Annotated in this window: 21 protein-coding genes; 20 read left to right on the plus strand and 1 reads right to left on the minus strand. The window is 61.3% G+C overall.

The window, feature by feature from the left end; all coding sequences use genetic code 11:
* The first annotated feature begins 11 nt into the window (after window positions 1–11).
* A complete protein-coding gene (locus FQ192_RS13970) occupies window positions 12–266 on the plus strand; it encodes an outer membrane protein assembly factor BamE (RefSeq protein ID WP_149659123.1) in 255 nt (84 codons plus the stop codon).
* 31 nt (window positions 267–297) lie between these two features.
* Entirely contained in the window at window positions 298–867 is a 570-nt protein-coding gene (locus tag FQ192_RS13975; protein WP_149659124.1) for a lipocalin family protein, read from the plus strand.
* Window positions 868–1,001: 134 nt separating this feature from the next.
* Here FQ192_RS13975 and FQ192_RS13980 read toward each other — a convergent pair whose 3' ends face one another.
* Window positions 1,002–2,366, minus strand: a complete 1,365-nt coding sequence (locus tag FQ192_RS13980) for a formimidoylglutamate deiminase (RefSeq protein WP_149659125.1) — start codon at window positions 2,364–2,366, stop codon at window positions 1,002–1,004.
* Window positions 2,367–2,671: 305 nt separating this feature from the next.
* Here FQ192_RS13980 and hutC point away from each other — a divergent pair, with 305 nt between their 5' ends.
* From hutC to mdoH, 18 genes are all read left to right on the plus strand, one after another.
* The gene (hutC, locus tag FQ192_RS13985) at window positions 2,672–3,382 is read left to right on the plus strand and encodes a histidine utilization repressor (RefSeq protein ID WP_154505298.1); all 711 of its coding nucleotides are present in this window, start codon (window positions 2,672–2,674) and stop codon (window positions 3,380–3,382) included.
* The gene (locus FQ192_RS13990; RefSeq protein WP_149659126.1) at window positions 3,379–3,948 is read left to right on the plus strand and encodes a HutD family protein; all 570 of its coding nucleotides are present in this window, start codon (window positions 3,379–3,381) and stop codon (window positions 3,946–3,948) included. Before hutC ends, FQ192_RS13990 begins: the two co-directional genes overlap by 4 nt.
* A 488-nt stretch (window positions 3,949–4,436) precedes the next feature.
* Complete coding sequence (hutU, locus tag FQ192_RS14000) at window positions 4,437–6,134, plus strand: urocanate hydratase (protein WP_149659128.1); 1,698 nt, start codon at window positions 4,437–4,439, stop codon at window positions 6,132–6,134.
* A 156-nt stretch (window positions 6,135–6,290) separates the two neighbouring features.
* Window positions 6,291–7,763 (plus strand): cytosine permease, encoded by a 1,473-nt coding sequence (locus FQ192_RS14005; RefSeq protein WP_149659129.1) that lies wholly within the window; start codon window positions 6,291–6,293, stop codon window positions 7,761–7,763.
* Window positions 7,764–7,833: 70 nt separating this feature from the next.
* Window positions 7,834–8,802, plus strand: coding sequence for an ABC transporter substrate-binding protein (locus tag FQ192_RS14010; protein WP_149659130.1), 969 nt, complete (start codon window positions 7,834–7,836; stop codon window positions 8,800–8,802).
* Between the two features lie 70 nt (window positions 8,803–8,872).
* A complete protein-coding gene (locus tag FQ192_RS14015) occupies window positions 8,873–9,724 on the plus strand; it encodes a proline/glycine betaine ABC transporter permease (RefSeq protein ID WP_133837848.1) in 852 nt (283 codons plus the stop codon).
* Window positions 9,721–10,551, plus strand: coding sequence for a glycine betaine/L-proline ABC transporter ATP-binding protein (locus FQ192_RS14020; RefSeq protein ID WP_054054680.1), 831 nt, complete (start codon window positions 9,721–9,723; stop codon window positions 10,549–10,551). Before FQ192_RS14015 ends, FQ192_RS14020 begins: the two co-directional genes overlap by 4 nt.
* Before the next feature lie 158 nt (window positions 10,552–10,709).
* Entirely contained in the window at window positions 10,710–12,233 is a 1,524-nt protein-coding gene (gene hutH / locus FQ192_RS14025) for a histidine ammonia-lyase (RefSeq protein WP_149659131.1), read from the plus strand.
* Between the two features lie 114 nt (window positions 12,234–12,347).
* Complete coding sequence (gene hutH, locus FQ192_RS14030; protein WP_149659132.1) at window positions 12,348–13,880, plus strand: histidine ammonia-lyase; 1,533 nt, start codon at window positions 12,348–12,350, stop codon at window positions 13,878–13,880.
* A 145-nt stretch (window positions 13,881–14,025) separates the two neighbouring features.
* Window positions 14,026–15,435: an amino acid permease gene (locus FQ192_RS14035; protein WP_149659133.1), complete on the plus strand. Its 1,410-nt coding sequence runs from the start codon at window positions 14,026–14,028 to the stop codon at window positions 15,433–15,435.
* Window positions 15,436–15,451: 16 nt separating this feature from the next.
* A complete protein-coding gene (hutI, locus tag FQ192_RS14040; protein ID WP_149659134.1) occupies window positions 15,452–16,657 on the plus strand; it encodes an imidazolonepropionase in 1,206 nt (401 codons plus the stop codon).
* Between the two features lie 10 nt (window positions 16,658–16,667).
* Window positions 16,668–17,468 (plus strand): N-formylglutamate deformylase, encoded by an 801-nt coding sequence (hutG, locus tag FQ192_RS14045; RefSeq protein WP_149659135.1) that lies wholly within the window; start codon window positions 16,668–16,670, stop codon window positions 17,466–17,468.
* Between the two features lie 211 nt (window positions 17,469–17,679).
* Window positions 17,680–18,627 (plus strand): choline ABC transporter substrate-binding protein, encoded by a 948-nt coding sequence (locus tag FQ192_RS14050; RefSeq protein ID WP_149659136.1) that lies wholly within the window; start codon window positions 17,680–17,682, stop codon window positions 18,625–18,627.
* 190 nt (window positions 18,628–18,817) lie between these two features.
* Entirely contained in the window at window positions 18,818–19,735 is a 918-nt protein-coding gene (locus tag FQ192_RS14055) for an alpha/beta hydrolase (RefSeq protein WP_149659137.1), read from the plus strand.
* Between the two features lie 103 nt (window positions 19,736–19,838).
* Window positions 19,839–20,810 (plus strand): prolyl aminopeptidase, encoded by a 972-nt coding sequence (gene pip / locus FQ192_RS14060; RefSeq protein WP_149659138.1) that lies wholly within the window; start codon window positions 19,839–19,841, stop codon window positions 20,808–20,810.
* Window positions 20,807–21,244: a D-aminoacyl-tRNA deacylase gene (dtd, locus tag FQ192_RS14065; protein ID WP_149659139.1), complete on the plus strand. Its 438-nt coding sequence runs from the start codon at window positions 20,807–20,809 to the stop codon at window positions 21,242–21,244. Before pip ends, dtd begins: the two co-directional genes overlap by 4 nt.
* Before the next feature lie 275 nt (window positions 21,245–21,519).
* Window positions 21,520–23,343: a glucan biosynthesis protein G gene (locus FQ192_RS14070; protein WP_149659140.1), complete on the plus strand. Its 1,824-nt coding sequence runs from the start codon at window positions 21,520–21,522 to the stop codon at window positions 23,341–23,343.
* Window positions 23,336–25,906, plus strand: a complete 2,571-nt coding sequence (gene mdoH, locus FQ192_RS14075) for a glucans biosynthesis glucosyltransferase MdoH (protein ID WP_149659141.1) — start codon at window positions 23,336–23,338, stop codon at window positions 25,904–25,906. Before FQ192_RS14070 ends, mdoH begins: the two co-directional genes overlap by 8 nt.
* The last annotated feature ends 1 nt before the right edge of the window (window position 25,907 follow it).

Here is a 25,907-nt window from a genome sequence, read left to right on the forward strand (position 1 = left end):
GGAGCTACACCATGTCGCTGCGATCTTTCGCCTTGCTCTCGTTCTGCGTGTTGTTGGTCGCGTGCAGCAAGGTCAATCAAGAGAACTACTCCAAGCTGTCGGCCGGCATGCCCAAGGCCGAGGTTGAAACCTTGCTGGGCAAACCCGCCGATTGCTCGGGCGCGCTTGGGATGTCCAGTTGCACCTGGGGCGACAAAAACAGCTTTATCAGCGTGCAGTACGCCGGTGACAAAGTGCTGATGTTTTCTGGCCAAGGCCTGAAGTAAACCGGGGCTACGCGCCCGCGGGAGAAAAACAATGAAGCGGTTATTGATAGTACTTTTTGCCGGCCTGGTATTGGCCGGCTGCGCCTCTTCTGGCGTAGATCCGTTGGCACCCAAGACAGCCAACAGCGTCAATCTCAAGAAATACCAGGGGACCTGGTACGAGTTGGCCCGGCTGCCGATGTATTTCCAGCGCAATTGCGCGCAATCCGAAGCGCATTACACGCTCTTGCCTGACGGTAACGTGGCGGTACTCAACCGCTGCCTGACCCCGGATTGGCAGTGGGAAGAGGCCAAGGGCACGGCCTGGCCGCAGGTGCCGGGCAAGACCGACAAACTGTGGGTCCAGTTCGATAACTGGTTTTCGCGTTTGATTCCGGGTGTGGCGAAGGGCGAATACTGGGTGCTGTACGTCAGCGACGACTACAAGACCGCTATTGTTGGCGACCCGAGCCGCAAGTACCTGTGGTTGCTGTCGCGGACCCCGACCGTCAACGGTGTGGTGCGTGAAGAACTGCTGAGCAAGGCGCGGCAGCAGGGTTACGACACGACGCGGCTGATCTGGCGAGCGTCGGATACGAAGATGGCCAAGACCTCGAACTGATCACTCGGCTACTGATCGTTCCCACGCTCTGCGTGGGAATGCCTCAACGGACGCTCCGCGTTCGGCTCTGGAATGGGACGCGGAGCGTCCCGGGCTGCATTCCCACGCAGAGCGTGGGAACGATCGGTCAGGGATTATCCGAGAAGATCGCGCAGGACCTGGGTGAACGCGCGGCTGCTTTCTTCTTCGCCGGCATGACGCCCATCCCGCACAACCCACTGGCCATTGACCAGCACATCGCGCACCTGGCGATCGCCGCCAGCAAACAGCCAGCGATTCAGAATCCCGTCGCCACTGGCTGTCGCCAGGTACGGATCGTTGCCGTCGAGCACCAGCCAATCCGCGCGCTTGCCGACTTCCAATGCACCGATCGGCTGCCCCAGCGCCTGGGCACCGCCATCCAGCGCCGCGTCGTACAGCGTGCGGCCGACCATTGGCTGATCCGCGCCATACAAGCGATTGCGCCGCTGATCCCGCAACCGCTGGCCGTATTCCAGCCAACGCAATTCTTCCACCACGCTCAACGACACATGGCTGTCGGAACCGATGCCCATGCGCCCGCCCTGAGCGAGGAAGTCCACCGCCGGGAAAATCCCGTCGCCGAGGTTGGCCTCGGTGGTCAGGCACAAGCCAGCGATGGCGCGACTCTTGGCCATCAGCGTGACTTCTTCCGGGTTGGCGTGGGTCGCGTGGACCAGGCACCAGCGCTGATCGACTTCGGTGTTTTCGTACAGCCATTGCAGTGGGCGACGACCGCTCCAGCTCAGGCAGTCATCGACTTCCTTCTGCTGTTCGGCGATGTGAATGTGCACCGGGCACTGCTTGTCGCTGGCGGCCAGCACGTCGCTGATCTGCTGCGGCGTGACGGCGCGCAACGAGTGGAAACACAGCCCCAGCGACTGCGCCGGTTGCTGCGCCAGGATCGGCTGCAAGCGCGACTGCAGCGTGAGGTAGTTTTCGGTGCTGTTGATAAACCGGCGCTGACCGTCGTTCGGGGCCTGGCCGCCGAAACCGGAATGGCTGTAGAGCACCGGCAGCAAGGTCAAACCGATGCCGGCCGAGCTGGCGGCCTGGCTGATGCGCAGCGCCAGTTCGGCGGGGTCGGCGTAAGGCTGGCCATTGGTGTCGTGGTGTACGTAATGAAATTCCGCGACCGAGGTGTAACCGGCCTTGAGCATTTCGATGTACAGCTGACGGGCGATGACGCCGAGTTGGTCGGGGCTGATTTTTCCGACGAGGCGATACATCAGATCGCGCCAGGTCCAGAAACTGTCGTTCGGATTACCCGCCACTTCGGCCAATCCGGCCATCGCCCGTTGGAAGGCGTGGGAGTGCAGATTGGGCATCCCCGGCAGCAGCGGACCGCTTAGCCGTTCGGCGCCATCTGCATTGGAATCGGCCTGGATATGGGTCAATACGCCGTCGGCGCTGACCTCAAGACGTACATTGTTGGCCCATCCACTAGGCAGCAGCGCGCGTTCGGCAAAGAAGGCGGACATGGTTCAGCACCCCATCGTGTGTTATTTGTATATACATATACAGACGTTTGCCTGCTCGGTAAACTCCGGCAAGCTATGTGGCTCGTGTGGTCAGTTCGTCAGTTCAAGTTCGGATGCCGGAAATTCAGAGCCAAGGCGCTGCGACGAGTCATAGCTGGCTATGGCGAGGAGCAGCAACGCAGGATCTGGATTTCCGGCGCCGAACTTGACTGACAGAACTGACCACACGAGCCACATTACCCTCACCAAACGAACAAGGATTAACCGTGCCGACTCCGCCTGCAGTGTCACCGTTGGCCGCGAACATGGGCGACAGTCCGGCGCCCTTGTACGCCCGCGTCAAACAGATGATCACCCAGCAAATCGACAGTGGAAACTGGCCGCCGCACTACCGCGTTCCGTCGGAAAGCGAGCTGGTCAGCCAACTGGGTTTCAGCCGCATGACCATCAACCGCGCCCTGCGCGAGATGACCGCCGACGGCCTGCTGGTGCGCATGCAAGGTGTCGGCACCTTCGTCGCCGAGCCCAAAAGCCAGTCCGCACTGTTTGAAGTGCACAACATCGCCGATGAAATCGCCTCCCGCGGCCATCGTCACACTTGTAAGGTCATCACCCTCGAAGAAGAGGCCGCCGGTTCCGAGCGCGCGTTGGCCCTGGACATGCGTGAAGGGCAACGGGTGTTCCACTCGCTGATCGTGCATTTCGAGAACGATATCCCGGTGCAAATCGAAGACCGTTTCGTCAACGCGCTGGTCGCCCCGGATTACCTCAAGCAGGACTTCACCCTGCAAACGCCTTACGCCTATTTGAACCAGGTTGCGCCGCTGACCGAAGGCGAGCACGTGGTCGAGGCAATTCTGGCCGAGGCGTCCGAGTGCAAGTTGCTACAGATTGAAAAGGGCGAGCCGTGCCTGCTGATCCGCCGCCGCACCTGGTCCGGCCGCCAGCCCGTGACCGCCGCCCGTTTGATCCACCCCGGTTCCCGTCATCGTCTGGAAGGTCGGTTCCATAAATGAGTGAGATGAAAGTTTTACGCGCCAAAGATTACCCGCGCATGCCGTGGAAAAACGGCGGCGGCAGCACGGAAGAAATCACCCGCGATGCGGGTACCGGCCTTGATGGTTTCGGCTGGCGCCTGTCGATTGCCGATATTGGTGAGTCGGGCGGCTTCTCGACATTCGCCGGCTACGAGCGGGTGATTACCGTGCTGCAAGGCGACGGCATGACCCTGCGCGTTGACGGCCAGGACACACGGCCGTTGTTACCGCTGGACCCGTTTGCCTTCAGCGGCGAGAGTCAGGTGTCGTGCACCTTGCTCGGCGGGCCGATTCGCGATTTCAACCTGATTTATGCGCCGCAACGCTATAGCGCGCGGTTGCAGTGGCTGGAGGGCGAGCAGCGGTTTTTCAGTTCGGCGGGGACTGTGCTGGTGTTCAGTGTCACCGAGGCGTTAGAAGTGAAAGTCGGTAACAGCGACGCACAACTGGGGCGCCATGATTGCCTGCAACTCGACCGCAATACCGGCCTGCTGGAAGTCTGCGTCAGCGGCCAATGCTGCGTGATCGAGCTGATCGCACGCTGATCCAACTGTTTAGAACATCTCTGTGGCGAGGGGGCTTGCCCCCGTTGGGTGGCGAAGCCGCCCTCGATGTTCGCATCAAATTTTGCGACTGCTGCGCAGTCGAACGGGGGCAAGCCCCCTCGCCACAAAAAGCGGTCCCTCCTGTTCCCCGAAGCGCACCACTTTGTTACCGAACGCCCCAGCGTGGCGCAAAACCACGCTCAAGTAACAGCCGCCACGCCCACGCAAAATCCCCGCGAAAAATTTCATCATCCTCAAAACCCTTGATCTACAAGCTTTCCAGTCCTCCAGAAACTTTTCTTGAATGCCCATCCAACAAGTTGGCCGCTTGATTGCATATGCTTGTATGTACAAGTAAAGACGTATGCGTATGAGTCGACCGAGACTCCTCGCAGCGTCCACTGATTCGCTTGTGGCGCTGTGACGCGCACAGGCTGGCTTGCCCACCGCCAGGGTTGGTTTGAATTGATCGCTGAGGAGTCTTTTTCGTGACTGACAATAAATCTACGACCGCTTCTTTCACAAAGCATCGTGACGTCGAAATCCGCGCTGCCCGCGGTAACAAGCTGACCGCCAAGAGCTGGCTGACTGAAGCGCCGCTGCGCATGTTGATGAACAACCTCGACCCGGAAGTCGCCGAGAACCCTAAAGAACTGGTGGTTTACGGTGGTATCGGGCGTGCGGCGCGTAACTGGGAGTGCTACGACAAAATCGTCGAAAGCCTGACCAATCTGAACGACGACGAGACCCTGCTGGTGCAATCCGGCAAGCCGGTCGGCGTGTTCAAGACCCACACCAATGCACCGCGCGTGCTGATCGCCAACTCCAACCTGGTGCCACACTGGGCGAGTTGGGAACACTTCAACGAACTCGACGCCAAAGGCCTGGCCATGTACGGCCAGATGACCGCCGGCAGCTGGATCTACATCGGCAGCCAGGGCATCGTCCAGGGCACCTACGAAACCTTCGTCGAAGCCGGTCGCCAACACTACAACGATGACCTGAAAGGTCGTTGGGTCCTGACCGCCGGCCTCGGCGGCATGGGTGGCGCTCAGCCTCTGGCTGCTACCTTGGCCGGCGCCTGCTCGCTGAACATCGAATGCCAGCAGGTCAGCATCGATTTCCGCCTCAACAGCCGTTACGTTGACGAGCAAGCCAAAGACCTCGACGACGCCCTGGCCCGTATCGAGAAATACACCAAAGAAGGCAAGGCGATCTCCATCGCGCTGCTGGGCAACGCGGCGGAAATCCTGCCGGAACTGGTCAAGCGCGGCGTGCGCCCGGACATGGTCACCGACCAGACCAGCGCCCACGACCCGCTCAACGGTTACCTGCCAGCCGGCTGGACCTGGGAAGAGTACCGCGCTCGCGCCAAGACCGAGCCTGCTGCCGTGGTGAAAGCCGCCAAGCAATCCATGGCCGTGCACGTCAGAGCGATGCTCGACTTCCAGAAAATGGGCATTCCGACCTTCGACTACGGCAACAACATCCGTCAGATGGCCCAGGAAGAAGGCGTCGAGAACGCCTTCGACTTCCCAGGCTTCGTACCGGCGTACATCCGTCCGCTGTTCTGCCGTGGCATCGGTCCATTCCGTTGGGCTGCACTGTCTGGCAACGCTGAAGACATCTACAAAACCGACGCCAAGGTCAAAGAACTGATCCCGGACGACGCCCACCTGCACAACTGGTTGGACATGGCCCGCGAGCGCATCAGCTTCCAGGGTCTGCCGGCACGTATCTGCTGGGTTGGCCTGGGCCTGCGTGCCAAGCTTGGCCTGGCGTTCAACGAAATGGTGCGTAGCGGTGAATTGTCCGCACCAATCGTGATCGGTCGCGACCACCTGGACTCCGGTTCGGTAGCCAGCCCGAACCGCGAAACCGAGTCGATGCAGGACGGTTCCGACGCTGTGTCCGACTGGCCACTGCTCAACGCTCTGCTGAACACCGCGAGCGGCGCGACCTGGGTTTCCCTGCACCACGGCGGCGGCGTCGGCATGGGCTTCTCCCAGCACTCGGGCATGGTGATTGTCTGCGACGGTACCGACGAAGCGGCCGAGCGTATTGCTCGCGTGCTGCACAACGACCCGGCGACCGGCGTGATGCGTCACGCCGATGCGGGTTACCAGATCGCGATCGACTGCGCCAAGGAACAGGGCCTGAATTTGCCGATGATTACCGGCAAATGATGGAACGGGCCGCCTGTGATGGGTGGCCCAACGCAAAATCTGTAGGAGCGAGGCTTGCCCGCGAAGGGGGCCTTGAGGCCGCCAAAAGCTTCGCGGGCAAGCCTCGCTCCTACAGGGATTCCACTAACACCGACAACAATCCACAGAGGTTGAATCATGGCTGTTAACACCGATCGTGCAGGCAACAAACCGTTGATCGAGAAACGTTCGATCGACTACATCCCGGAAGCGGAAAGACACGGTCGTCTGTTAAGCCAGTTCACCCTGTGGATGGGTGCCAACCTGCAAATCACCGCGATTGTCACCGGGGCCTTGGCCGTGGTGTTGGGCGGTGACGTGTTCTGGTCGTTGATCGGTTTGCTGATCGGCCAATTGCTCGGCGGCGGTGTGATGGCGTTGCATGCGGCGCAAGGACCGAAGCTTGGCCTGCCGCAGATGATCTCCAGCCGGGTGCAGTTTGGCGTGTATGGCGCCGCGATTCCGATCGTGCTGGTGTGCTTGATGTACCTCGGTTTCACCGCAACCGGAACCGTGCTGTCCGGCCAGGCGCTGGGCCAGTTGTTTGGCGTCAGCGACAGCGTCGGCATTCTTCTCTTCGCCAGTGTCATCGTGCTGGTCACGGTACTCGGTTATCGAGTGATCCATTGGATCGGCCGTATTGCCAGTGTCATTGGTGTGATTGCTTTTGTTTATCTGTTCAGCCGTCTGATGAGCCAGGTTGATGTTGGCGCACTGTTGCAAATCCGCCACTTCAGCTGGAGCAGTTTCTTGCTCGCGGTATCGCTCGCGGCGTCCTGGCAGATCGCCTTCGGCCCTTATGTGGCTGACTACTCTCGCTACCTGCCGAGCAAGACTTCCTCGGTGAAAACCTTTTTCGCCGCAGGCGCAGGTTCGGTCATTGGTGCGCAGGTTGCGATGGTCCTCGGCGTGTTCGCTGCCGCATCGGCCAACGGCCAATTCGCCGGCCACGAAGTCGCCTACATCGTGGGCCTGGGCGGTACCGGTGCCACCGCGGCGCTGCTGTATTTCAGCATCGCATTTGGCAAGGTCACCATCTCCACGCTGAACTCCTACGGCAGCTTCATGTGCATTGCGACCGTCATCAGCGGCTTCCGTGGTGATTTGAAAGTATCGCGCTTGCAGCGTCTGGTCTTCGTGCTGGTGATCGTCGGTGCTGCGACCCTGATGGCGTTGCTCGGTCAGCACTCGTTCCTCGGTGCGTTCAAGTCCTTCATCCTGTTCCTGCTCGCGTTCTTTACGCCCTGGAGCGCGATCAACCTGGTGGACTACTACTGCATCACCCGCGAGCGCTATGACGTACCGGCGCTGGCCGATCCGAACGGTCGCTACGGCCGTTGGAACATCCTTGGCATCAGCGTCTATGTCTTCGGTGTGCTGGTGCAATTGCCGTTCATCTCCACCAAGTTCTACACCGGTCCGCTGGTCGCGGCCCTGGGTGATGTGGATATTTCCTGGATCATCGGCCTGGTGATTCCCGCCGCGCTGTATTACGTGTGCGCGAAAAAATGGCACAGCGCAGTACCTGATCACCTGATTCTGCCAGTCGAGCAGGACAGCGATGCAGCACCTATAAAAAGCGGGGCCGGTCGCGCTGCGGCGCAGGCCTGACGGGATGTGGACAGGGCTTGGATGCCTCTTGACTGCCGTAAGCCAACTCATGATTAGGAGCGTCACTACAATGAAATCGAACAAGACCCTGCTGACCACATTGCTTTCCATGGGCCTGCTCGCCAGCGCCGGCGCCACCCAGGCTGCCGGTTGGTGCGAATCGGGCAAACCGGTGAAATTCGCCGGCCTGAACTGGGAAAGCGCCATGCTGCTGACCGACGTGCTGCAAGTCGTGTTGGAGAAAGGCTACGACTGCAAGACCGACAGCCTGCCGGGCAACTCCATCACCATGGAAAACGCCCTGAGCAGCAACGACATCCAGGTGTTCGCCGAAGAGTGGGTGGGCCGCAGCGAGGTCTGGAACAAGGCCGAGAAGGCCGGCAAAGTCGTCGGCGTCGGCGCTCCAGTGGTGGGCGCAGTCGAAGGCTGGTACGTGCCGCGCTACGTGATCGAAGGCGACGCCAAGCGCAAGCTGGAACCCAAGGCGCCGGACCTGAAAAACATCGCCGACCTGGCCAAGTACGCCTCGGTGTTCAAGGATCAGGAAGAGCCAGCCAAGGGCCGTTTCTACAACTGCCCGGCCGGCTGGACCTGTGAACTCGACAACAGCGAAATGCTGAAAAGTTATGGCCTGGAAAGCACCTACACCAACTTCCGCCCAGGCACCGGCCCGGCGCTGGATGCGGCCGTGCTGTCGAGCTACAAGCGTGGTGAGCCGATCCTGTTCTACTACTGGTCGCCAACCCCGCTGATGGGCCAGGTGGACCTGGTCAAACTCGAAGAGAAGCCAGGCGTCGACAAGCGCGTGACCATCAAGGTCGGCCTGTCCAAGGTGTTCCACGAGCAGGCCCCGGAACTGGTGGCCGTGCTGGAAAAGGTCAACCTGCCAATCGACCTGCTGAACCAGAACCTGGGGCGCATGACCAAAGAGCGGATCGAATCGCCAAAACTGGCCAAGATCTTCTTGAAGGAACATCCTGAAGTCTGGCACGCATGGGTGAGCGACGACGCAGCCAAGAAAATCGACGCGGCCTTGTAGGTTGAGCCTCTCCGACTGCTGGCGACGGCAGTCGGACGCTTGATCGCAACCCCTTGATTGAGAGTCTCTTATGTTTCCCGAAAGCTTTACCTTTTCCATCGCCGACTGGGTCAACAGTTGGGTCGATTCGCTGGTCACCAACTACGGCGACGTGTTCCGGCACATCTCCGACACCCTGTTGTGGGCCATCGTCAATCTTGAAGGCATGCTGCGTGCGGCGCCGTGGTGGCTGATGCTGCTCATCGTGGCGGGCGTGGCCTGGCACGCGACCCGTAAAGTCGTGACCACGGCGGTGATCGTCGGCCTGCTGTTCCTGGTCGGCGCGGTCGGCCTCTGGGACAAGCTGATGCAAACCCTGGCGCTGATGATGGTGGCGACGATCATTTCGGTGCTGATCGGCATCCCCCTGGGCATTCTCTCGGCGCGCAGCAATCGCCTGCGTTCGGTGCTGATGCCGCTGCTGGACATCATGCAGACCATGCCGAGTTTCGTGTACCTGATCCCGGTGCTGATGCTGTTCGGCCTGGGCAAGGTCCCGGCGATTTTCGCCACGGTGATCTACGCCGCGCCGCCGCTGATTCGCTTGACTGACCTGGGCATTCGCCAGGTGGACGGCGAAGTGATGGAAGCGATCAACGCCTTCGGTGCCAACCGCTGGCAGCAACTGTTTGGCGTGCAACTGCCGCTGGCCCTGCCTAGCATCATGGCCGGGATTAACCAGACCACCATGATGGCCCTGTCGATGGTGGTGATTGCCTCGATGATCGGTGCCCGTGGCCTGGGCGAAGACGTGTTGGTGGGGATTCAGACCCTCAACGTCGGACGTGGCCTTGAAGCCGGTCTGGCGATCGTGATTCTGGCAGTGGTGATCGACCGCATTACGCAAGCGTACGGTCGGCCACGGCATGAGGTGAGCAAATGAACGACGCAACCGTGAGCAAAATCGAAGTCAAAAACGTCTTCAAGATTTTCGGCAACCGTTCCAAGGAAGCCCTGGGCATGATTGGCCAGGGCAAGACCAAGGATCAGGTGCTGGCCGAAACCGGCTGCGTGGTCGGCGTGAACGATTTGTCGTTGAGCATCGGCACCGGCGAGATCTTCGTGATCATGGGCCTGTCCGGTTCCGGCAAATCGACGTTGGTGCGTCACTTCAATCGCCTGATCGATCCGACTAGCGGCGCGATCCTGGTGGACGGCGTGGACATCCTGCAATACGACATGGAAGCCCTGCGCCAATTCCGTCGCCACAAGATCAGCATGGTGTTCCAGAGCTTCGGCCTGCTGCCGCACAAGACTGTGGTCGACAACGTCGCCTACGGCCTGAAAGTGCGTGGCGAGAGCAAGCAAATGTGCTCCGAGCGTGCGCTGCACTGGATCAACACCGTGGGCCTCAAAGGCTACGAAAACAAATACCCGCACCAGCTCTCGGGTGGCATGCGCCAACGTGTGGGCCTGGCCCGCGCCCTGGCGGCAGACACCGACATCATTCTGATGGACGAAGCGTTCAGCGCCCTTGACCCGCTGATCCGCGCCGAGATGCAGGACCAGTTGCTGGAACTGCAAAAGACCCTGCACAAGACCATCGTCTTCATCACCCACGACCTCGACGAGGCCGTGCGCATCGGTAATCGCATTGCGATTCTCAAGGATGGCCGGTTGATTCAGGTCGGCACGCCGCGAGAGATCCTGCATTCGCCGGCGGATGAGTATGTTGACCGCTTCGTGCAGCGGCGGGCTGCGGTGGTTTAACAGTCGATCGTTCCCACGCTCTGCGTGGGAATGCATCCCGTGACGCTCCGCGTCACCCCTGCGCCGGGCTTGAACCTTGCGCTGAACACGGGACGCGGAGCGTCCCAGGCGGCATTCCCACGCAGAGCGTGGGAACGATCAACTTCAAGAGGTCAAAGATGTCCCAGGCTGAAAAAATCGTTATCGCCGACGCCCCGTTGCGTTGGCAGGATGTGGTGGCCGTCGCCCGTCATGGCGCGCAGCTTGAGCTGTCGGCCGAGACCTGGGCACGGATCGACAATGCCCAGGCCATCGTGCAGCGCATCGTCGCCAGCGGTGAGCGTGCGTACGGCGTCAACACCGGCCTCGGCGCCTTGTGCAATGTCTCGCTGAAAGACGAACAACTCAGCCAACTGTCGCGCAACACGCTGCTCAGCCACGCCTGCGGCGTTGGCGCGCCATTGGCCGACGAACAGACCCGCGCCATCATCTGCGCCGCGATCCGCAACTACAGTCACGGCAAATCCGGCATCCATCGCCGGGTGGTCGAGGCCTTGCTGGCGCTGCTCAATCGCGGCATCACCCCGCAAGTGCCGTCCCAGGGTTCGGTGGGTTACCTGACCCACATGGCCCACATCAGCATCACGCTGCTGGGCGTCGGCAATGTCAGCTATCGCGGGCAGATCGTTTCCGCGCAGCAAGCCCTGGCCGAGGAAGGTCTGGAGCCGGTTCAACTCGGCGCCAAGGACGGTTTGTGCCTGGTCAACGGCACGCCGTGCATGACCGGTCTGAGCTGCCTGGCCCTGGCCGATGCGACGCGCCTGGTGCAATGGGCCGACGTGATCGGTGCCATGAGTTTCGAAGCCCAGCGCGGTCAGATTGCGGCGTTTGATGCCGAGATCATCGCGCTCAAGCCACACCCGGGCATGCAGCACGTCGGCGTCAATCTGCGGGCGCTGCTCGATGGCAGTGAAGTGATTGCTTCAAGCCTCGGCATTCGCACGCAAGATGCTTTGAGCATCCGTTCGATTCCGCAGGTTCACGGCGCCGCTCGCGATCAGCTTGAGCACGCGAAAAAGCAGATTGAAACCGAACTCAACTCGGTCACCGACAACCCGATGCTGCTGGGCACGCCGGACAACTTCCGGGTGATATCCCAGGCCAACCCGCACGGCCAGTCCGTGGCGATGGCGGCGGATCTGCTGGCGATGGCCATGGCCGAAATCGGCTCGATTGCCGAGCGGCGTCTGGATCGCTTGATCAACCCGCACGTCAGTGGCTTGCCGGCGTTTCTGGTGGCCAATCCGGGGGTGAACTCCGGGATGATGATCGTCCAATACGTCGCCGCTTCGCTGTGTGCGGAAAACCGCCAGTTGGCGCAACCGGCGGTGCTCGACAACTACGTCACCTCTGGCCTGCAGGAAGACCACCTGAGCCTCGGCACCAACGCCGCGCTGAAGCTGCACCGCGCCCTGGAAAACGTCACGCAGATCCTCGCCATCGAGTACCTGCTGGCGGCCCAGGCGTTTGAATTCCTCAAGGAACAACGCTTCGGCGCCGGCACCGATACCGCTTGGCGTCTGCTGCGCGAACGGGTTCCGGCCTACGACCAGGACCGTTGGCTGGCACCGGACATCGCCGCCGCTGCCAGCGTGCTGAAAGACCCGATTTTGCTGCAAATGGCTTTACCCAATCTGAACTGAAATCCACAACACCAGCGTGCCAAGGCGCGTCTCCCCACAAACGAGACGCGACGGACAACGGACATCTCCGGAGCGTCTGGTGAGTTAATAAAAAACTCTCAAAAGGAGAACGATGTGACTGCGCTTAATTTGATTCCCGGCCAACTGAGCCTTGCCCAACTGCGTGATGTGTATCAGCAACCGGTGAAACTCACCCTCGACAACAGCGCCTCGGCCCAGATCGAAGCCAGCGTTGCCTGCGTGGAACAGATCCTCGCCGAAAACCGCACCGCCTACGGCATCAACACCGGTTTCGGCCTGCTGGCCTCGACCCGCATCGCCAGCGAAGACCTGGAAAACCTCCAGCGCTCGCTCGTTCTGTCCCACGCCGCCGGCGTCGGCGAGCCGATCAGCGACGCACTGGTGCGCCTGGTCATGGTGCTCAAGGTCAACAGCCTGAGCCGTGGTTTCTCCGGGATTCGCCGCGTGGTCATCGACGCGCTGATCGCCCTGATCAACGCCGAGGTTTACCCGCACATTCCATTGAAAGGTTCGGTCGGTGCATCCGGCGACCTGGCGCCGTTGGCGCACATGTCCCTGGTGCTGCTGGGCGAAGGCAAGGCGCGCTACAAGGGCGAGTGGATGGAAGCCACCGAAGCGCTGAAAGTCGCGGGCCTGACGCCGCTGACCCTCGCGGCCAAAGAAGGCCTGGCGCTGCTCAACGGCACCCAGGTGTCGACCGCTTATGCACTGCGCGGTCTGTTCGAAGGCGAGGACCTGTTCGCCGGCGCCCTGGCCATTGGCGGCATGACCGTTGAAGCGGTGTTGGGCTCGCGCTCGCCGTTCGACGCACGCATTCACGCCGCCCGTGGCCAGAAAGGTCAGATCGACGCCGCTGCTGCTTACCGCGATCTGTTGGGCGAGCGCAGTGAAGTGTCCGATTCGCACCAGAACTGCGAAAAGGTCCAGGACCCGTACTCCCTGCGCTGCCAGCCGCAAGTCATGGGCGCCTGCCTGACCCAGTTCCGTCAGGCGGCCGAAGTGTTGGCCGTCGAAGCCAACGCCGTGTCCGACAACCCGTTGGTCTTCGCCGCTGAAGGCGACGTGATCTCCGGCGGTAACTTCCACGCCGAGCCAGTGGCCATGGCCGCTGACAACATGGCATTGGCCATCGCCGAAATCGGTTCCCTGAGCGAGCGTCGTATCTCGCTGATGATGGACAAGCACATGTCGCAACTGCCGCCGTTCCTGGTGGCCAATGGCGGCGTGAACTCCGGCTTCATGATCGCCCAGGTGACGGCGGCGGCCCTGGCCAGCGAGAACAAGGCGTTGTCCCATCCGCATTCGGTGGACAGCCTGCCGACATCTGCCAACCAGGAAGACCACGTGTCCATGGCGCCGGCCGCTGGCAAGCGTCTGTGGGAAATGGCCGAAAACACGCGCGGCGTGTTGGCGGTCGAGTGGCTGGCGGCGGCTCAGGGCCTTGATCTGCGTGACGGTCTGAAGACCTCGACCAAACTGGAAAAGGCCCGCGCCATCCTGCGTGCCGAAGTGCCGTTCTATGAGAAGGACCGCTTCTTCGCGCCGGACATCAATGCGGCGAGCGAGTTGTTGGCGACCCGTTGCCTGAACGAACTGGTAGCGGCGAAGTTGTTGCCGAGCCTGTAAGTCTGTTGGTGATCGTTCCCACGCTCTGCGTGGGAACGCAGCCCGTGACGCTCCGCGTCACTGGACGCGGAGCGTCCCCAGAGGCATTCCTTTGCTGCGCATGGGAACGATCAACTCCACCAATAAAAATAATTAAGGACGAGCAATGCAACCGCAAGCAAAAGGATTAAAACGCGGGCTCTCTGCCCGACATATTCGCTTCATGGCGCTGGGGTCGGCGATCGGCACCGGGCTGTTCTACGGCTCTGCCTCGGCCATTCAAATGGCCGGGCCTGCGGTACTGCTCGCCTACCTGATGGGTGGCGCGGCGGTGTTCATGGTCATGCGCGCGCTCGGTGAGATGGCGGTGCACAACCCGGTGGCCGGCTCGTTCGGTCACTACGCCAGCACCTACCTGGGGCCGATGGCGGGCTTCATCCTCGGTTGGACCTACGCGTTTGAAATGGTCATCGTCGGCATGGCTGACGTCACCGCGTTCGGTATTTACATGGGCTTCTGGTTTCCGGAAGTCGCGCGCTGGATCTGGGTCCTGGGCATCGTTTCGGTGGTCGGCGGCCTGAACCTGTGCAACGTCAAAGTCTTTGGCGAAATGGAGTTCTGGCTGTCGCTGCTCAAGGTCGCGGCCATCGTCGCGATGATCCTCGGCGGCTTCGGCATCATGCTGTTCGGCATCAGCACCGCCCCTGGCGCCCAGGCGACTGACATCAGCAACCTCTGGAGCCATGGCGGTTTCATGCCCAATGGCGTGGGTGGCCTGATTGCCTCGTTCGCCGTGGTGATGTTCGCCTTTGGCGGCATTGAAATCATCGGCGTCACCGCCGGCGAAGCCAAGGACCCGCAGCACGTGCTGCCCCGGGCGATCAATGCCGTGCCGTTGCGCATCCTGCTGTTCTACGTGCTGACCATGTTTGTGCTGATGTCGATCTTCCCGTGGCAGCAGATTGGCAGCCAGGGCAGCCCGTTCGTGCAGATTTTCGACAACCTGGGCATCAGCTCGGCAGCGACCATCCTCAACATCGTGGTGATCTCGGCGGCGGTGTCGGCCATCAACAGTGACATCTTCGGCGCGGGTCGGATGATGTACGGCCTGGCCCAGCAAGGCCACGCACCCAAGGGGTTCGCCCGCTTGTCCGGCAATGGCGTGCCGTGGATGACCGTAGTGGTGATGAGTGTCGCGCTGCTGTTGGGCGTGCTGCTGAACTACCTGATCCCGGAGAACGTGTTCCTGCTGATTGCCTCCATCGCGACCTTCGCCACGGTGTGGGTCTGGCTGATGATTCTGTTCACCCAGGTGGCGATGCGCCGTTCCATGAGCGCCGAACAGGTCGCGCAACTGAAATTCCCGGTGCCGTTCTGGCCTTATGCGCCGATGGCGGCGATTGCGTTCATGCTGTTTATTTTCGGCGTGCTCGGCTACTTCCCGGATACCCAGGCCGCGCTGGTCGTTGGCGTGGTCTGGATCGTGTTGCTGGTGCTGGCCTACCTGACCTGGGTCAAACCCGCGGCCGGTAAAGCTGCATTAGTGACGCGAAACCCTGATTTTTCTCATCGATAACCTAACGGAGGCCAGGATGAAAACGCTCTGGCAACACTGCAACGTCGCAACCATGGCGCAAGGCGTCTACTCGATCATCGAGGATGCGGCCATCGTGACGTCCGGTGCGCACATCGAGTGGATCGGCCCACGTGCTCAATTGCCGTCGGGCGACTACCCGGCGGTCAACGACTTGAAAGGAGCCTGGGTCACGCCGGGCCTGATCGACTGCCACACCCACACGGTGTTCGGCGGTAACCGCAGCGGTGAATTCGAACAGCGTCTGCAAGGCGTCAGCTATTCGGACATCGCCGCGGCCGGTGGCGGCATCGCCAGCACCGTGCGCGCCACCCGTGCGGCCACTGAAGATGACCTGTTCGTCAGCGCCGCCAAGCGTTTGAAAAGCCTGCTGCGCGACGGCGTGACCACGGTCGAAATCAAGTCCGGTTACGGTCTGGACCTGGTCAACGAACGCAAAATGCTGCGGGTCGCGCGTCGCCTCGGCGCCGAGTTGCCGGTCAGCGTGCGCAGCACGTGCCTGGCGGCGCACGCCTTGCCGCCGGAATACAAGGATCGCGCCGACGACTACATCGATCACATCTGCGCCGAGATGCTGCCGGCTCTCGCCGCTGAAGGGCTGGTGGATGCGGTGGATGCGTTCTGCGAATACCTGGCGTTCTCGCCGGCGCAGGTCGAGCGGGTATTTATTACCGCACAGGCACTCGGTCTGCCGGTGAAGTTGCACGCCGAGCAGTTGTCGTCCTTGCACGGTTCGAGCCTGGCCGCGCGTTACCACGCGCTGTCCGCCGACCACCTGGAATTCATGGACGAAGACGACGCCATCGCCATGGCCCAGTCCGGCACCGTCGCGGTGCTGCTGCCGGGGGCGTTCTACTTCCTGCGCGAAACCCAGTTGCCGCCGATGGAGGCCCTGCGCAAGCACGGGGTGAAAATCGCCATCGCCAGCGACCTCAACCCCGGCACCTCGCCGGCGTTGTCGCTGCGCCTGATGTTGAACATGGCTTGCACCTGTTTCCGCATGACCCCGGAAGAAGCCCTGGCCGGCGCAACCATTCATGCCGCTACCGCGCTGGGCATAGCTGATACCCATGGTTCGCTGGAAGTCGGCAAAGTTGCGGATTTCGTCGCCTGGCAAATCGATCGTCCCGCCGACCTGTCGTACTGGCTGGGCGGCGACCTGGAAAAACGCGTCGTGCGTCACGGCATCGAGACAAGTCTTTAGGAGAGCAGTTGTGGATAAGGTTCTGAACTTCAAACAAGGCCGCGTGCCGCTGCTGATCAGCATGCCCCACGCCGGCCTGCGCCTGACGCCTGTGGTCGAAGCCGGGTTGATCCCCGACGCGAAAAGCCTGCCGGACACCGACTGGCACATCCCGCAGCTTTACGATTTCGCCACCGAACTGGGCGCCAGCACCCTGGCCGGCGAGTACTCGCGGTTTGTCATCGACCTGAACCGACCGTCCGACGACAAACCGATGTACGTCGGCGCCACCACCGGCCTGTACCCGTCGATACTGTTCGATGGCATTCCATTGTTCCGCGAGGGCATGGAGCCGACGGCGGCCGAGCGCGCGACCTACCTGGAACAGATCTGGACGCCGTATCACCGCACCTTGCAGAGCGAACTGGCACGCTTGAAGGCCGAGTTCGGCTACGCGCTGCTGTTCGATGCGCACTCGATCCGCTCGATCATCCCGCACCTGTTCGACGGCAAACTGCCGGACTTCAACCTCGGCACCTTCAACGGCGCCAGTTGCGATCCTCAGTTGGCCACGCAACTGGAAGCGATCTGCGCCAAACACACCGAGTACAGCCATGTGCTGAACGGACGCTTCAAGGGCGGCCACATCACCCGCCATTACGGCAACCCGGCCGAAAACATCCACGCGGTGCAACTGGAGCTGGGGCAGTGCACGTATATGGAAGAGTTTGAGCCGTTCCGCTATCGCCCGGACCTGGCGGCGCCGACGCAGGTGGTGCTCAAGGAATTGCTGGAAGGGTTGTTGGCTTGGGGCCAGAAGCACTACGCGTAACCGGCCGCCGACCGTTCACACACAGAGCGCGCTGATCGTTCCCACGCAGACCAGAGCGTGGGAACGATCAGCACTTCGCTATCAAGTCGCCACCGTGCAAATCTCGGTCGCCACAGTTCGCTTTTACCGCTCGTCTGCTGCGTAATGTTCTGGGCACGGTGCACAAAGACGCCGAATCCCACAATAATTGCTGCCGCACGAGATCCCTCCGATGAAAAGACTGTTCACCCGCTGTCTCTCAATCCTCTGCGGCACCGCTCTCCTGAGCACCAGCGTCATGGCCAGTGACGACGCGTCCTGCAAAGCCGTGCGCATGGGCGTGGTCAACTGGACCGACGTGATCGCCACCAGCGGCATGGCTGATGTGCTGCTCAATGGCCTGGGCTACGACAGCAAGCAAACCAGCGCCGTGCAGCAAATCATCTTCGCCGGCATCCGCGACAAGCGCCTCGATATCTTCCTCGGTTACTGGAAACCGGCGATGGACAAGAACATCGCCCCGTTCGTGGCGGCCAATCAGGTCAAGGTCATGGACAAGCCGAGCCTGGCCGATGCCCAGGCAACCCTCGCCGTACCTGAATACGTGGCAGCGGCCGGGCTGAAGACTTTCGCGGATATCGCCAAATTCAAAGACCAACTGGGCGGCAAGATCTATGGCATCGAGCCGGGCAGCGGCGCCAATACCACGATCAAGACGATGATCGAAACCAATCACTTTGGCCTGAAGGATTTCAAACTGATCGAGTCCGGTGAGGCCGGCATGCTCGCCGCCGTACAACGGGCGGTGAACCGCAAGGAATTCGTGGTGTTCGTCGGCTGGACCCCGCACCCGATGAACATCAACATGAACATCACCTACCTGACCGGCAGCGAAGACGTCTACGGCCCGAACGAAGGCGCGGCGACCGTCTCCACCGTCACCGCCCCGGACTACGCCGAGCGCTGCCCGAACGTGAATCGCCTGCTGCAAAACCTGACCTTCACCGCGTCCCAGGAAAGCCAGTTGATGGTGCCGATCATGGAACGCAAGACGCCGCAGGACGTTGCCAAGCAGTGGTTGCGTGAGCATCCGGAAGACCTTCAGCGTTGGCTGGCGGGGGTTAGCAGTTTTGATGGTAAAGAGGGTGTGGCGACGGTGCAGGCCAGCCTCAAAAACTGATCGGCAGGTGTGCGCACATTGTGGCGAGGGGGCTTGCCCCCGTTGGGCGGCGAAGCAGCCCCAAAACCATTCAGCCGAGTAGCATCAGATGCACTCTGCCAGCCGGTTTTACGACGGCTGCGCCGCCGAACGGGGGCAAGCCCCCTCGCCACAAAAGCACCTCAATTTATCCGTGACTAAAGGCCGGTCCATGGCTCCTTACCCTCTTTCTATCCAAATGTCGGCCTTCGTCGAGAAAACCCTCGGCTTCAACAGCACCGACAGCAGCCTCACCGGGTTGCGCCAGGCCTACAGCGAGATGTGCCGGGCGTTTACCCCACCCCGTCCCGCCGGGCTTGAGGTCACCGACTTCACCCTCGCGGGCGTGGCGGTGCGTTCCTATCGTCCCCCGGTGACGCCGCCGACCAGCGGCTGGCCGTGCATCCTGTATCTACACGGCGGTGGCTGGGTGGTCGGGGATCTGGATTCCCATGACTTCATCTGCGCCGAACTGGCATCGGTGACGGGAGCGATGGTGGTCGCGGTGGATTATCGGTTGGCGCCCGAGCATCCGTTCCCGGCCGGGTTCGACGATTGCCTGAAGGTCTGGCAGGCGCTTCGGTCAGGGCCGTTCTGGTTCGACCCGGAGCGAATGGTCGCCGCCGGAGACAGCGCCGGCGGCAATCTCGCCGCCGCGTTATGCCTGGCGTTACGCGACGCGGGCGAGCCGTTGCCCACCGCACAAGTGCTGATTTACCCGGGCCTGGGTGGCGATCACCGTCTACCGTCCCGCAGCGAATGCGCCGACGCGCCGTTGCTCAGCAGCCGCGACGTGGATTGCTATCACGCCCTTTACTTGCGCGGCAACGCACCACCGAGCGCCTACGCCATGCCCCTGCTTGCCGACGATCTCAGCGGTTTGCCCCCGGCATGGATCGCCGTGGCGCAATTCGACCCGCTGCGCGACGACGGTGTGCGCTATGCCGAGCGACTCAATGCCGCGGGCATCAGTGCAACGCTTTACTACGGCGAAGGGCTGGTGCACGGCTGCCTGCGGGGTCGCGGGCAGGTCGCCGAGGTCGACCGACTGTATGAAACGCTGGTCGGGTTTCTGGCTGACAGGCTCTGACGTTGCAAGGGCATGCTCATTGACGTAATTCGGGTTTATGATGCCGGACGGCAGAATAATAGAAGTCCCCCCAGGGATGACCCGACCCCTTACGGAGCGCGCAATGCAGACTTTGTTCCCGCAGATCAAACCCTACGCCCGGCACGATCTGGCCGTCGATAAGACTCACACGCTGTACGTCGACGAAAGCGGTTCCCCGGAAGGTTTGCCGGTGGTGTTCATCCATGGCGGCCCCGGCGCCGGGTGTGATGCCCAAAGCCGTCGGTATTTCGACCCGAACCTGTATCGCATTGTCACCTTCGACCAGCGCGGTTGCGGTCGCTCCACGCCCCACGCCAATCTTGAAAACAACACCACCTGGGATCTGGTCGCCGACCTGGAGCGGATCCGCAAGCACCTGAATATCGAAAAATGGGTATTGTTCGGCGGCTCCTGGGGCTCGACCCTGGCGCTGGCCTACGCGCAAACCCACCCGGAACGTGTGCATGGCCTGATCCTGCGCGGGATCTTTCTGTGCCGGCCGCAGGAAATCGAGTGGTTCTACCAGGCCGGCGCCAGTCGCCTGTTTCCCGACTACTGGCAGGACTACATCGCGCCAATCCCGCTGGACGAGCGCGGCGACTTGCTCACCGCTTTCCACAAGCGCCTGACCGGCAACGATCAGATCGCCCAGATGCACGCGGCCAAGGCCTGGTCCACCTGGGAAGGCCGGACCGCGACCCTGCGCCCGAACCCGCTGGTGGTCGATCGTTTCTCCGAACCTCAACGCGCTTTGTCGATTGCCCGCATCGAATGCCACTACTTCACCAACAATGCGTTCCTTGAACCGAACCAGCTGATTCGCGACATGGGCAAGATCGCCCATTTGCCTGGCGTGATCGTCCATGGCCGTTACGACGTGATCTGCCCGTTGGACAACGCCTGGGAATTGCACCAGGCCTGGCCGAACAGCGAACTGCAGGTCATCCGCGATGCCGGCCACGCCGCCTCCGAACCGGGCATCACCGATGCATTGGTACGTGCCGCCGGTCAGATGGCCCGACGCTTGCTTGATCTGCCGCCTGAAGAAGCATGAAGGGTCTGTTGCAGCGCGTGCGAGGCGCGCGTGTCGAGGTAGCGGGGGAGGTGGTCGGTGCCGTCGACCAGGGTTTGCTGGTATTGGTGGCGGTCGAGCCCGGGGACACTCGGGCCAGTGCCGACAAACTTCTGCATAAGATGCTTAACTATCGTGTATTCAGTGACGCCGAGGGCAAGATGAATCTGTCCCTGGTGGACGTTGGCGGTGGGTTGCTGCTGGTCTCGCAATTCACCCTGGCGGCCGACACCAAGAGTGGGCTGCGCCCGAGTTTTTCGACCGCGGCACCTCCGGCTCTGGGTGAAGAACTTTTCGGCTATCTATTAGGCAAAGCGAAAGAGGTGCATGGCACTGTGGCATCAGGTAGATTCGGCGCGGATATGCAGGTGCATCTGGTCAATGATGGCCCGGTCACCTTCCTGTTACAGGCCTGAAACGCCCTGAAACCTGTTTTTCAGGGCGTTTCGACTGAAAACAGGGGTTTTGCGCGATAAATACTTTGTTACCCCCTGATGCTTTGTAACGCGGCCTACTAGATAATCGCGCGCTACGGGGATCAGCGTTCGTTGGCCCATTTGACTTATGTAGAGACTTGCCCGGACCTGTTGGGGAATCATTTAGCCCCATAGGAGTCGGAACAATGCTCGCCAACCTGGCATATAGATAGCTGGCCGTTGGTTTTTTGATCTGTTTTCGGCGAGGGTTGCTCGTGATTGTTAGTCCCTGTAATGCACCAAAATTGTCTGCCCAACGGTTCCGAAGCGCTCTGGTAGCGGGCTCTGCACTGCTGTGCCTGCTCAGCGCCGGCCAGCTTTGGGCATTCAACCTGGATGATGTGTCGGTCAAGGCGAAAGAGCTGGCCGGGCAGAAATACGAAGCCCCGCGCAGTAACCTGCCGAACGAATTCCGCGAAATGAAATTCGCGGACTATCAGAAAATTCGTTTCCGCACTGAAAAAGCCGAGTGGGCCGATCAGAAAACCCCGTTCAAGCTGTCGTTCTATCACCAGGGCATGCACTTCGACACCCCGGTGAAAATCAACGAAATCACGGCCAACACCGTCGAAGAGATCAAATACGACCCAAGTCGTTTCGATTTCGGCGATGTGTCGTTCGATCCTAAAGCCACCGAACAACTGGGTTATGCCGGTTTCCGTGTGCTGTACCCGATCAACAAGGCCGACAAGCAAGACGAAATCATGACCATGCTCGGCGCGAGTTACTTCCGCGTGGTTGGCAAGGGTCACACCTATGGCTTGTCCGCTCGCGGCATGGCCATCGACACCGCCTTGCCGTCCGGCGAAGAATTCCCGCGTTTCACCGAATTCTGGATTCAACAGCCCAAGCCAGGTGACAAGCACCTGGTGATCTTCGCCCTGCTGGATTCCCCGCGTGCCACCGGTGCTTACCGTCTGACCCTGCGTCCAGGCAGCGACACCGTGGTCGACGTCAAGGCCAAGATGTTCCTGCGTGACAAAGTCACCAAGCTTGGCGTTGCGCCGCTGACCAGCATGTTCCTGTTCGGCGCCAACCAGCCGTCGAAAGTGCTGAACTATCGCCGTGAACTGCACGACTCCAGCGGTCTGTCGATCCATGCCGGCAACGGCGAGTGGATCTGGCGCCCCCTGAACAATCCAAAACACTTGGCGGTCAGCAACTTCGCCATCGAAAACCCGCGTGGCTTCGGCTTGCTGCAGCGTGGTCGTGACTTCAGCCACTATGAAGACCTCGACGACCGCTACGACAAGCGCCCAAGTGCGTGGATCGAGCCAAAAGGCGATTGGGGCAAGGGTTCTGTAGACCTGGTGGAAATTCCGACCGCCGACGAAACCAACGACAACATCGTTGCCTTCTGGAGCCCGGAAAAACTGCCTGAACCAGGCCAGCCACTCGACGTCGCCTATCGCATGCACTGGACCATTGACGAAGCCTCGATTCACGCACCGGACAGCGCCTGGGTCAAACAGACCCTGCGTTCCACCGGCGACGTCAAACAGTCGAACCTGATCCGTCAGCCGGATGGCAGCGTTGCCTACCTGGTGGACTTCGAAGGCCCGTCCCTGGCCGCTTTGCCGGAAAACGCCGACGTGCGCAGCCAGGTCAGCATTGGCGACAATGCCGAACTGGTCGAGAACACCGTGCGCTACAACCCTGAAACCAAGGGCTGGCGCCTGATGCTGCGCATGAAAATCAAGGATCCGAGCAAGGCCACCGAGATGCGCGCGGCGCTGGTCCAGAAGATCCAGCCTGAAGATCTGGCCAAGTCGTTGGTGCCTTCCTCCAGCTCCTCTGTTGCCAAGGCCGACAAAGTCGCCGCCAAGCAGCAAGAGAAAGTGGACAAGGAAACCAAGGACGCCAAGCAGGCAGACGCCAAGCAGGCTGATGCCAAGCCAGTGACCGATGCCAAGAACAAGGACAACAAAGACGCCAAGCAGCCTGCTGCTGCGGACGCGGCCCCAGCCACACCGGAATCGAACGAGACTGAAGAAGTCCTGACCGAGACCTGGAGCTACCAGTTGCCTGCCGATGAGTAATTCTCAACTAAAGCCAGAGACTCTCTCCGAGTATCTGGCGCATTTACCGATGACCGACGAGCAGCGCGCGGAACTCGCAGGCTGCCAGTCCTTCAGTGAACTGCACCAGCGTCTTTCGTCTTCGACGTTCGACGCTCCTGCCGAGGCTGCACAAGCCTCGGTGGGCAAACGCTTGCTCCTCAACAGTGCTGAAGAGCTGGAAGAAGCGGAGATGCTGGCGCTTGACGCCAGTGGTCGTGTCGTACTCAAAGCGACTCCGCCGATCCGTCGGACCAAGGTCGTGCCGGAGCCGTGGCGTACCAACATCCTGGTGCGCGGCTGGCGCCGGATGACCGGTCGCACCAATCCACCAGCCCCGCCGAAGGATGAACGCGTGTTGCCAGCGGCTCGCTGGCGCACCGTCGGTTCGATCCGTCGCTACATTCTGCTGGTGCTGATGCTCGGCCAGACCATCGTGGCCGGCTGGTACATGAAAGGCATCATGCCGTACCAGGGCTGGTCGTTCGTCGACATGGACGAAATCATCAACCAGTCCCTGACGCAAACTGCGATGCAGGTCCTGCCTTATGCCTTGCAAACCAGCATCCTGATTCTGTTCGGGATTCTGTTCTGCTGGGTGTCGGCCGGTTTCTGGACTGCGCTGATGGGCTTCCTCGAGTTGCTCACCGGTCACGACAAATACCGCATTTCCGGCAAAAGCGCCGGCAATGAGCCGATCGCCAAGGACGCACGCACCGCACTGGTGATGCCGATCTGCAACGAAGACGTGCCACGGGTGTTTGCCGGTCTGCGCGCGACCTTCGAGTCGGTAGCGGCCACGGGTGACCTGGACCGCTTCGACTTCTTCGTCCTCAGCGACAGTAACGAAACCGATATCTGCGTCGCCGAGCAACAGGCCTGGCTGGACGTCTGCCGGGAAGCCAAGGGCTTCGGCAAGATTTTCTATCGCCGCCGTCGTCGTCGCGTTAAGCGTAAAAGCGGCAACCTCGACGACTTCTGCCGTCGTTGGGGCGGTGACTACAAGTACATGGTCGTGCTCGACGCGGACTCCGTGATGAGCGGCGAATGCCTGACCAGTCTGGTGCGCTTGATGGAAGCCACGCCGGACGCCGGGATCATCCAGACCGCGCCACGTGCGTCGGGCATGGACACCCTGTATGCGCGGATGCAGCAATTTGCGACCCGTGTGTACGGTCCGCTGTTCACCGCCGGCCTGCACTTCTGGCAGTTGGGTGAATCCCACTACTGGGGTCACAACGCGATCATCCGCATGAAGCCGTTTATCGAGCACTGCGCCTTGGCGCCGTTGCCGGGTAAAGGTGCGTTTGCCGGTGCGATTCTGTCCCACGACTTCGTCGAAGCCGCGCTGATGCGCCGTGCCGGCTGGGGCGTGTGGATTGCCTACGACTTGCCGGGCAGCTACGAAGAACTGCCGCCGAACTTGCTGGACGAACTCAAGCGTGACCGTCGCTGGTGCCACGGTAACCTGATGAACTTCCGCCTGTTCCTGGTCAAGGGCATGCACCCGGTGCACCGCGCGGTGTTCCTGACCGGCGTGATGTCTTACCTGTCGGCGCCGTTGTGGTTCTTCTTCCTGGTGTTGTCCACCGCGCTGTTGGCGGTGAACACCCTGATGGAGCCGCAGTACTTCATGGCGCCGCGCCAGCTCTATCCGTTGTGGCCACAATGGCACCCGGACAAGGCCGTCGCGCTGTTCTCGACCACCGTCGTGCTGCTGTTCCTGCCGAAGTTGCTGAGCATCATCCTGATCTGGGCCAAGGGCGCGAAAGAGTTCGGTGGCAAGTTCAAGGTGACGACGTCGATGCTGCTGGAGATGTTGTTCTCCATGCTGCTGGCGCCGGTGCGGATGATTTTCCACACCCGCTTCGTGCTCGCCGCGTTCCTCGGCTGGGCCGCGACCTGGAACTCGCCACAACGTGACGACGACTCCACGCCATGGAGCGAGGCGGTCAAGCGCCACGGTCCGCAAACCTTGCTGGGCTTCTTCTGGGCCCTGCTGGTGATCTGGCTGAACCCGAGCTTTCTCTGGTGGCTGGTACCGATCGTCGGTTCGTTGATGCTGTCGATCCCGGTGTCGGTGATCTCCAGCCGTGTCGGCCTGGGCCTCAAGTCCCGTGACGAGAGCCTGTTCATGATCCCTGAGGAATACAATCCGCCACAGGCCTTGGTGGCGACCGACCAGTACACCCATGAAAACCGTTATCACGCGTTGAATGACGGCTTCATCCGGGCGGTGGTCGATCCACAGCAGAATGCGTTGGCGTGCGCGCTGGCGACGTCCCGTCACGGTCAGGCCGAGCCGATCGAGTGGTTGCGCGTCGAACGGGTTCGTCATGCGTTGAAGGCCGGCCCTGCCGGGCTGAACAACCATGAGCGCCTGCAATTGCTGAGCGATCCGGTGGCATTGGGTCGTCTGCATGACGCGGTCTGGAGCGAAGGTCACGCCGAGTGGCTGGACGCCTGGCGCAAATCGGTGAAAGCCGATCCCCATGCGCCGCTGTTGCCGCTCAAGCCATTGAGTGCACAGCCTCAGTTGGCGTAAT

Source organism: Pseudomonas sp. ANT_J12, from assembly GCF_008370045.1.
In the GTDB taxonomy this organism is placed as follows: Bacteria; Pseudomonadota; Gammaproteobacteria; order Pseudomonadales; family Pseudomonadaceae; genus Aquipseudomonas.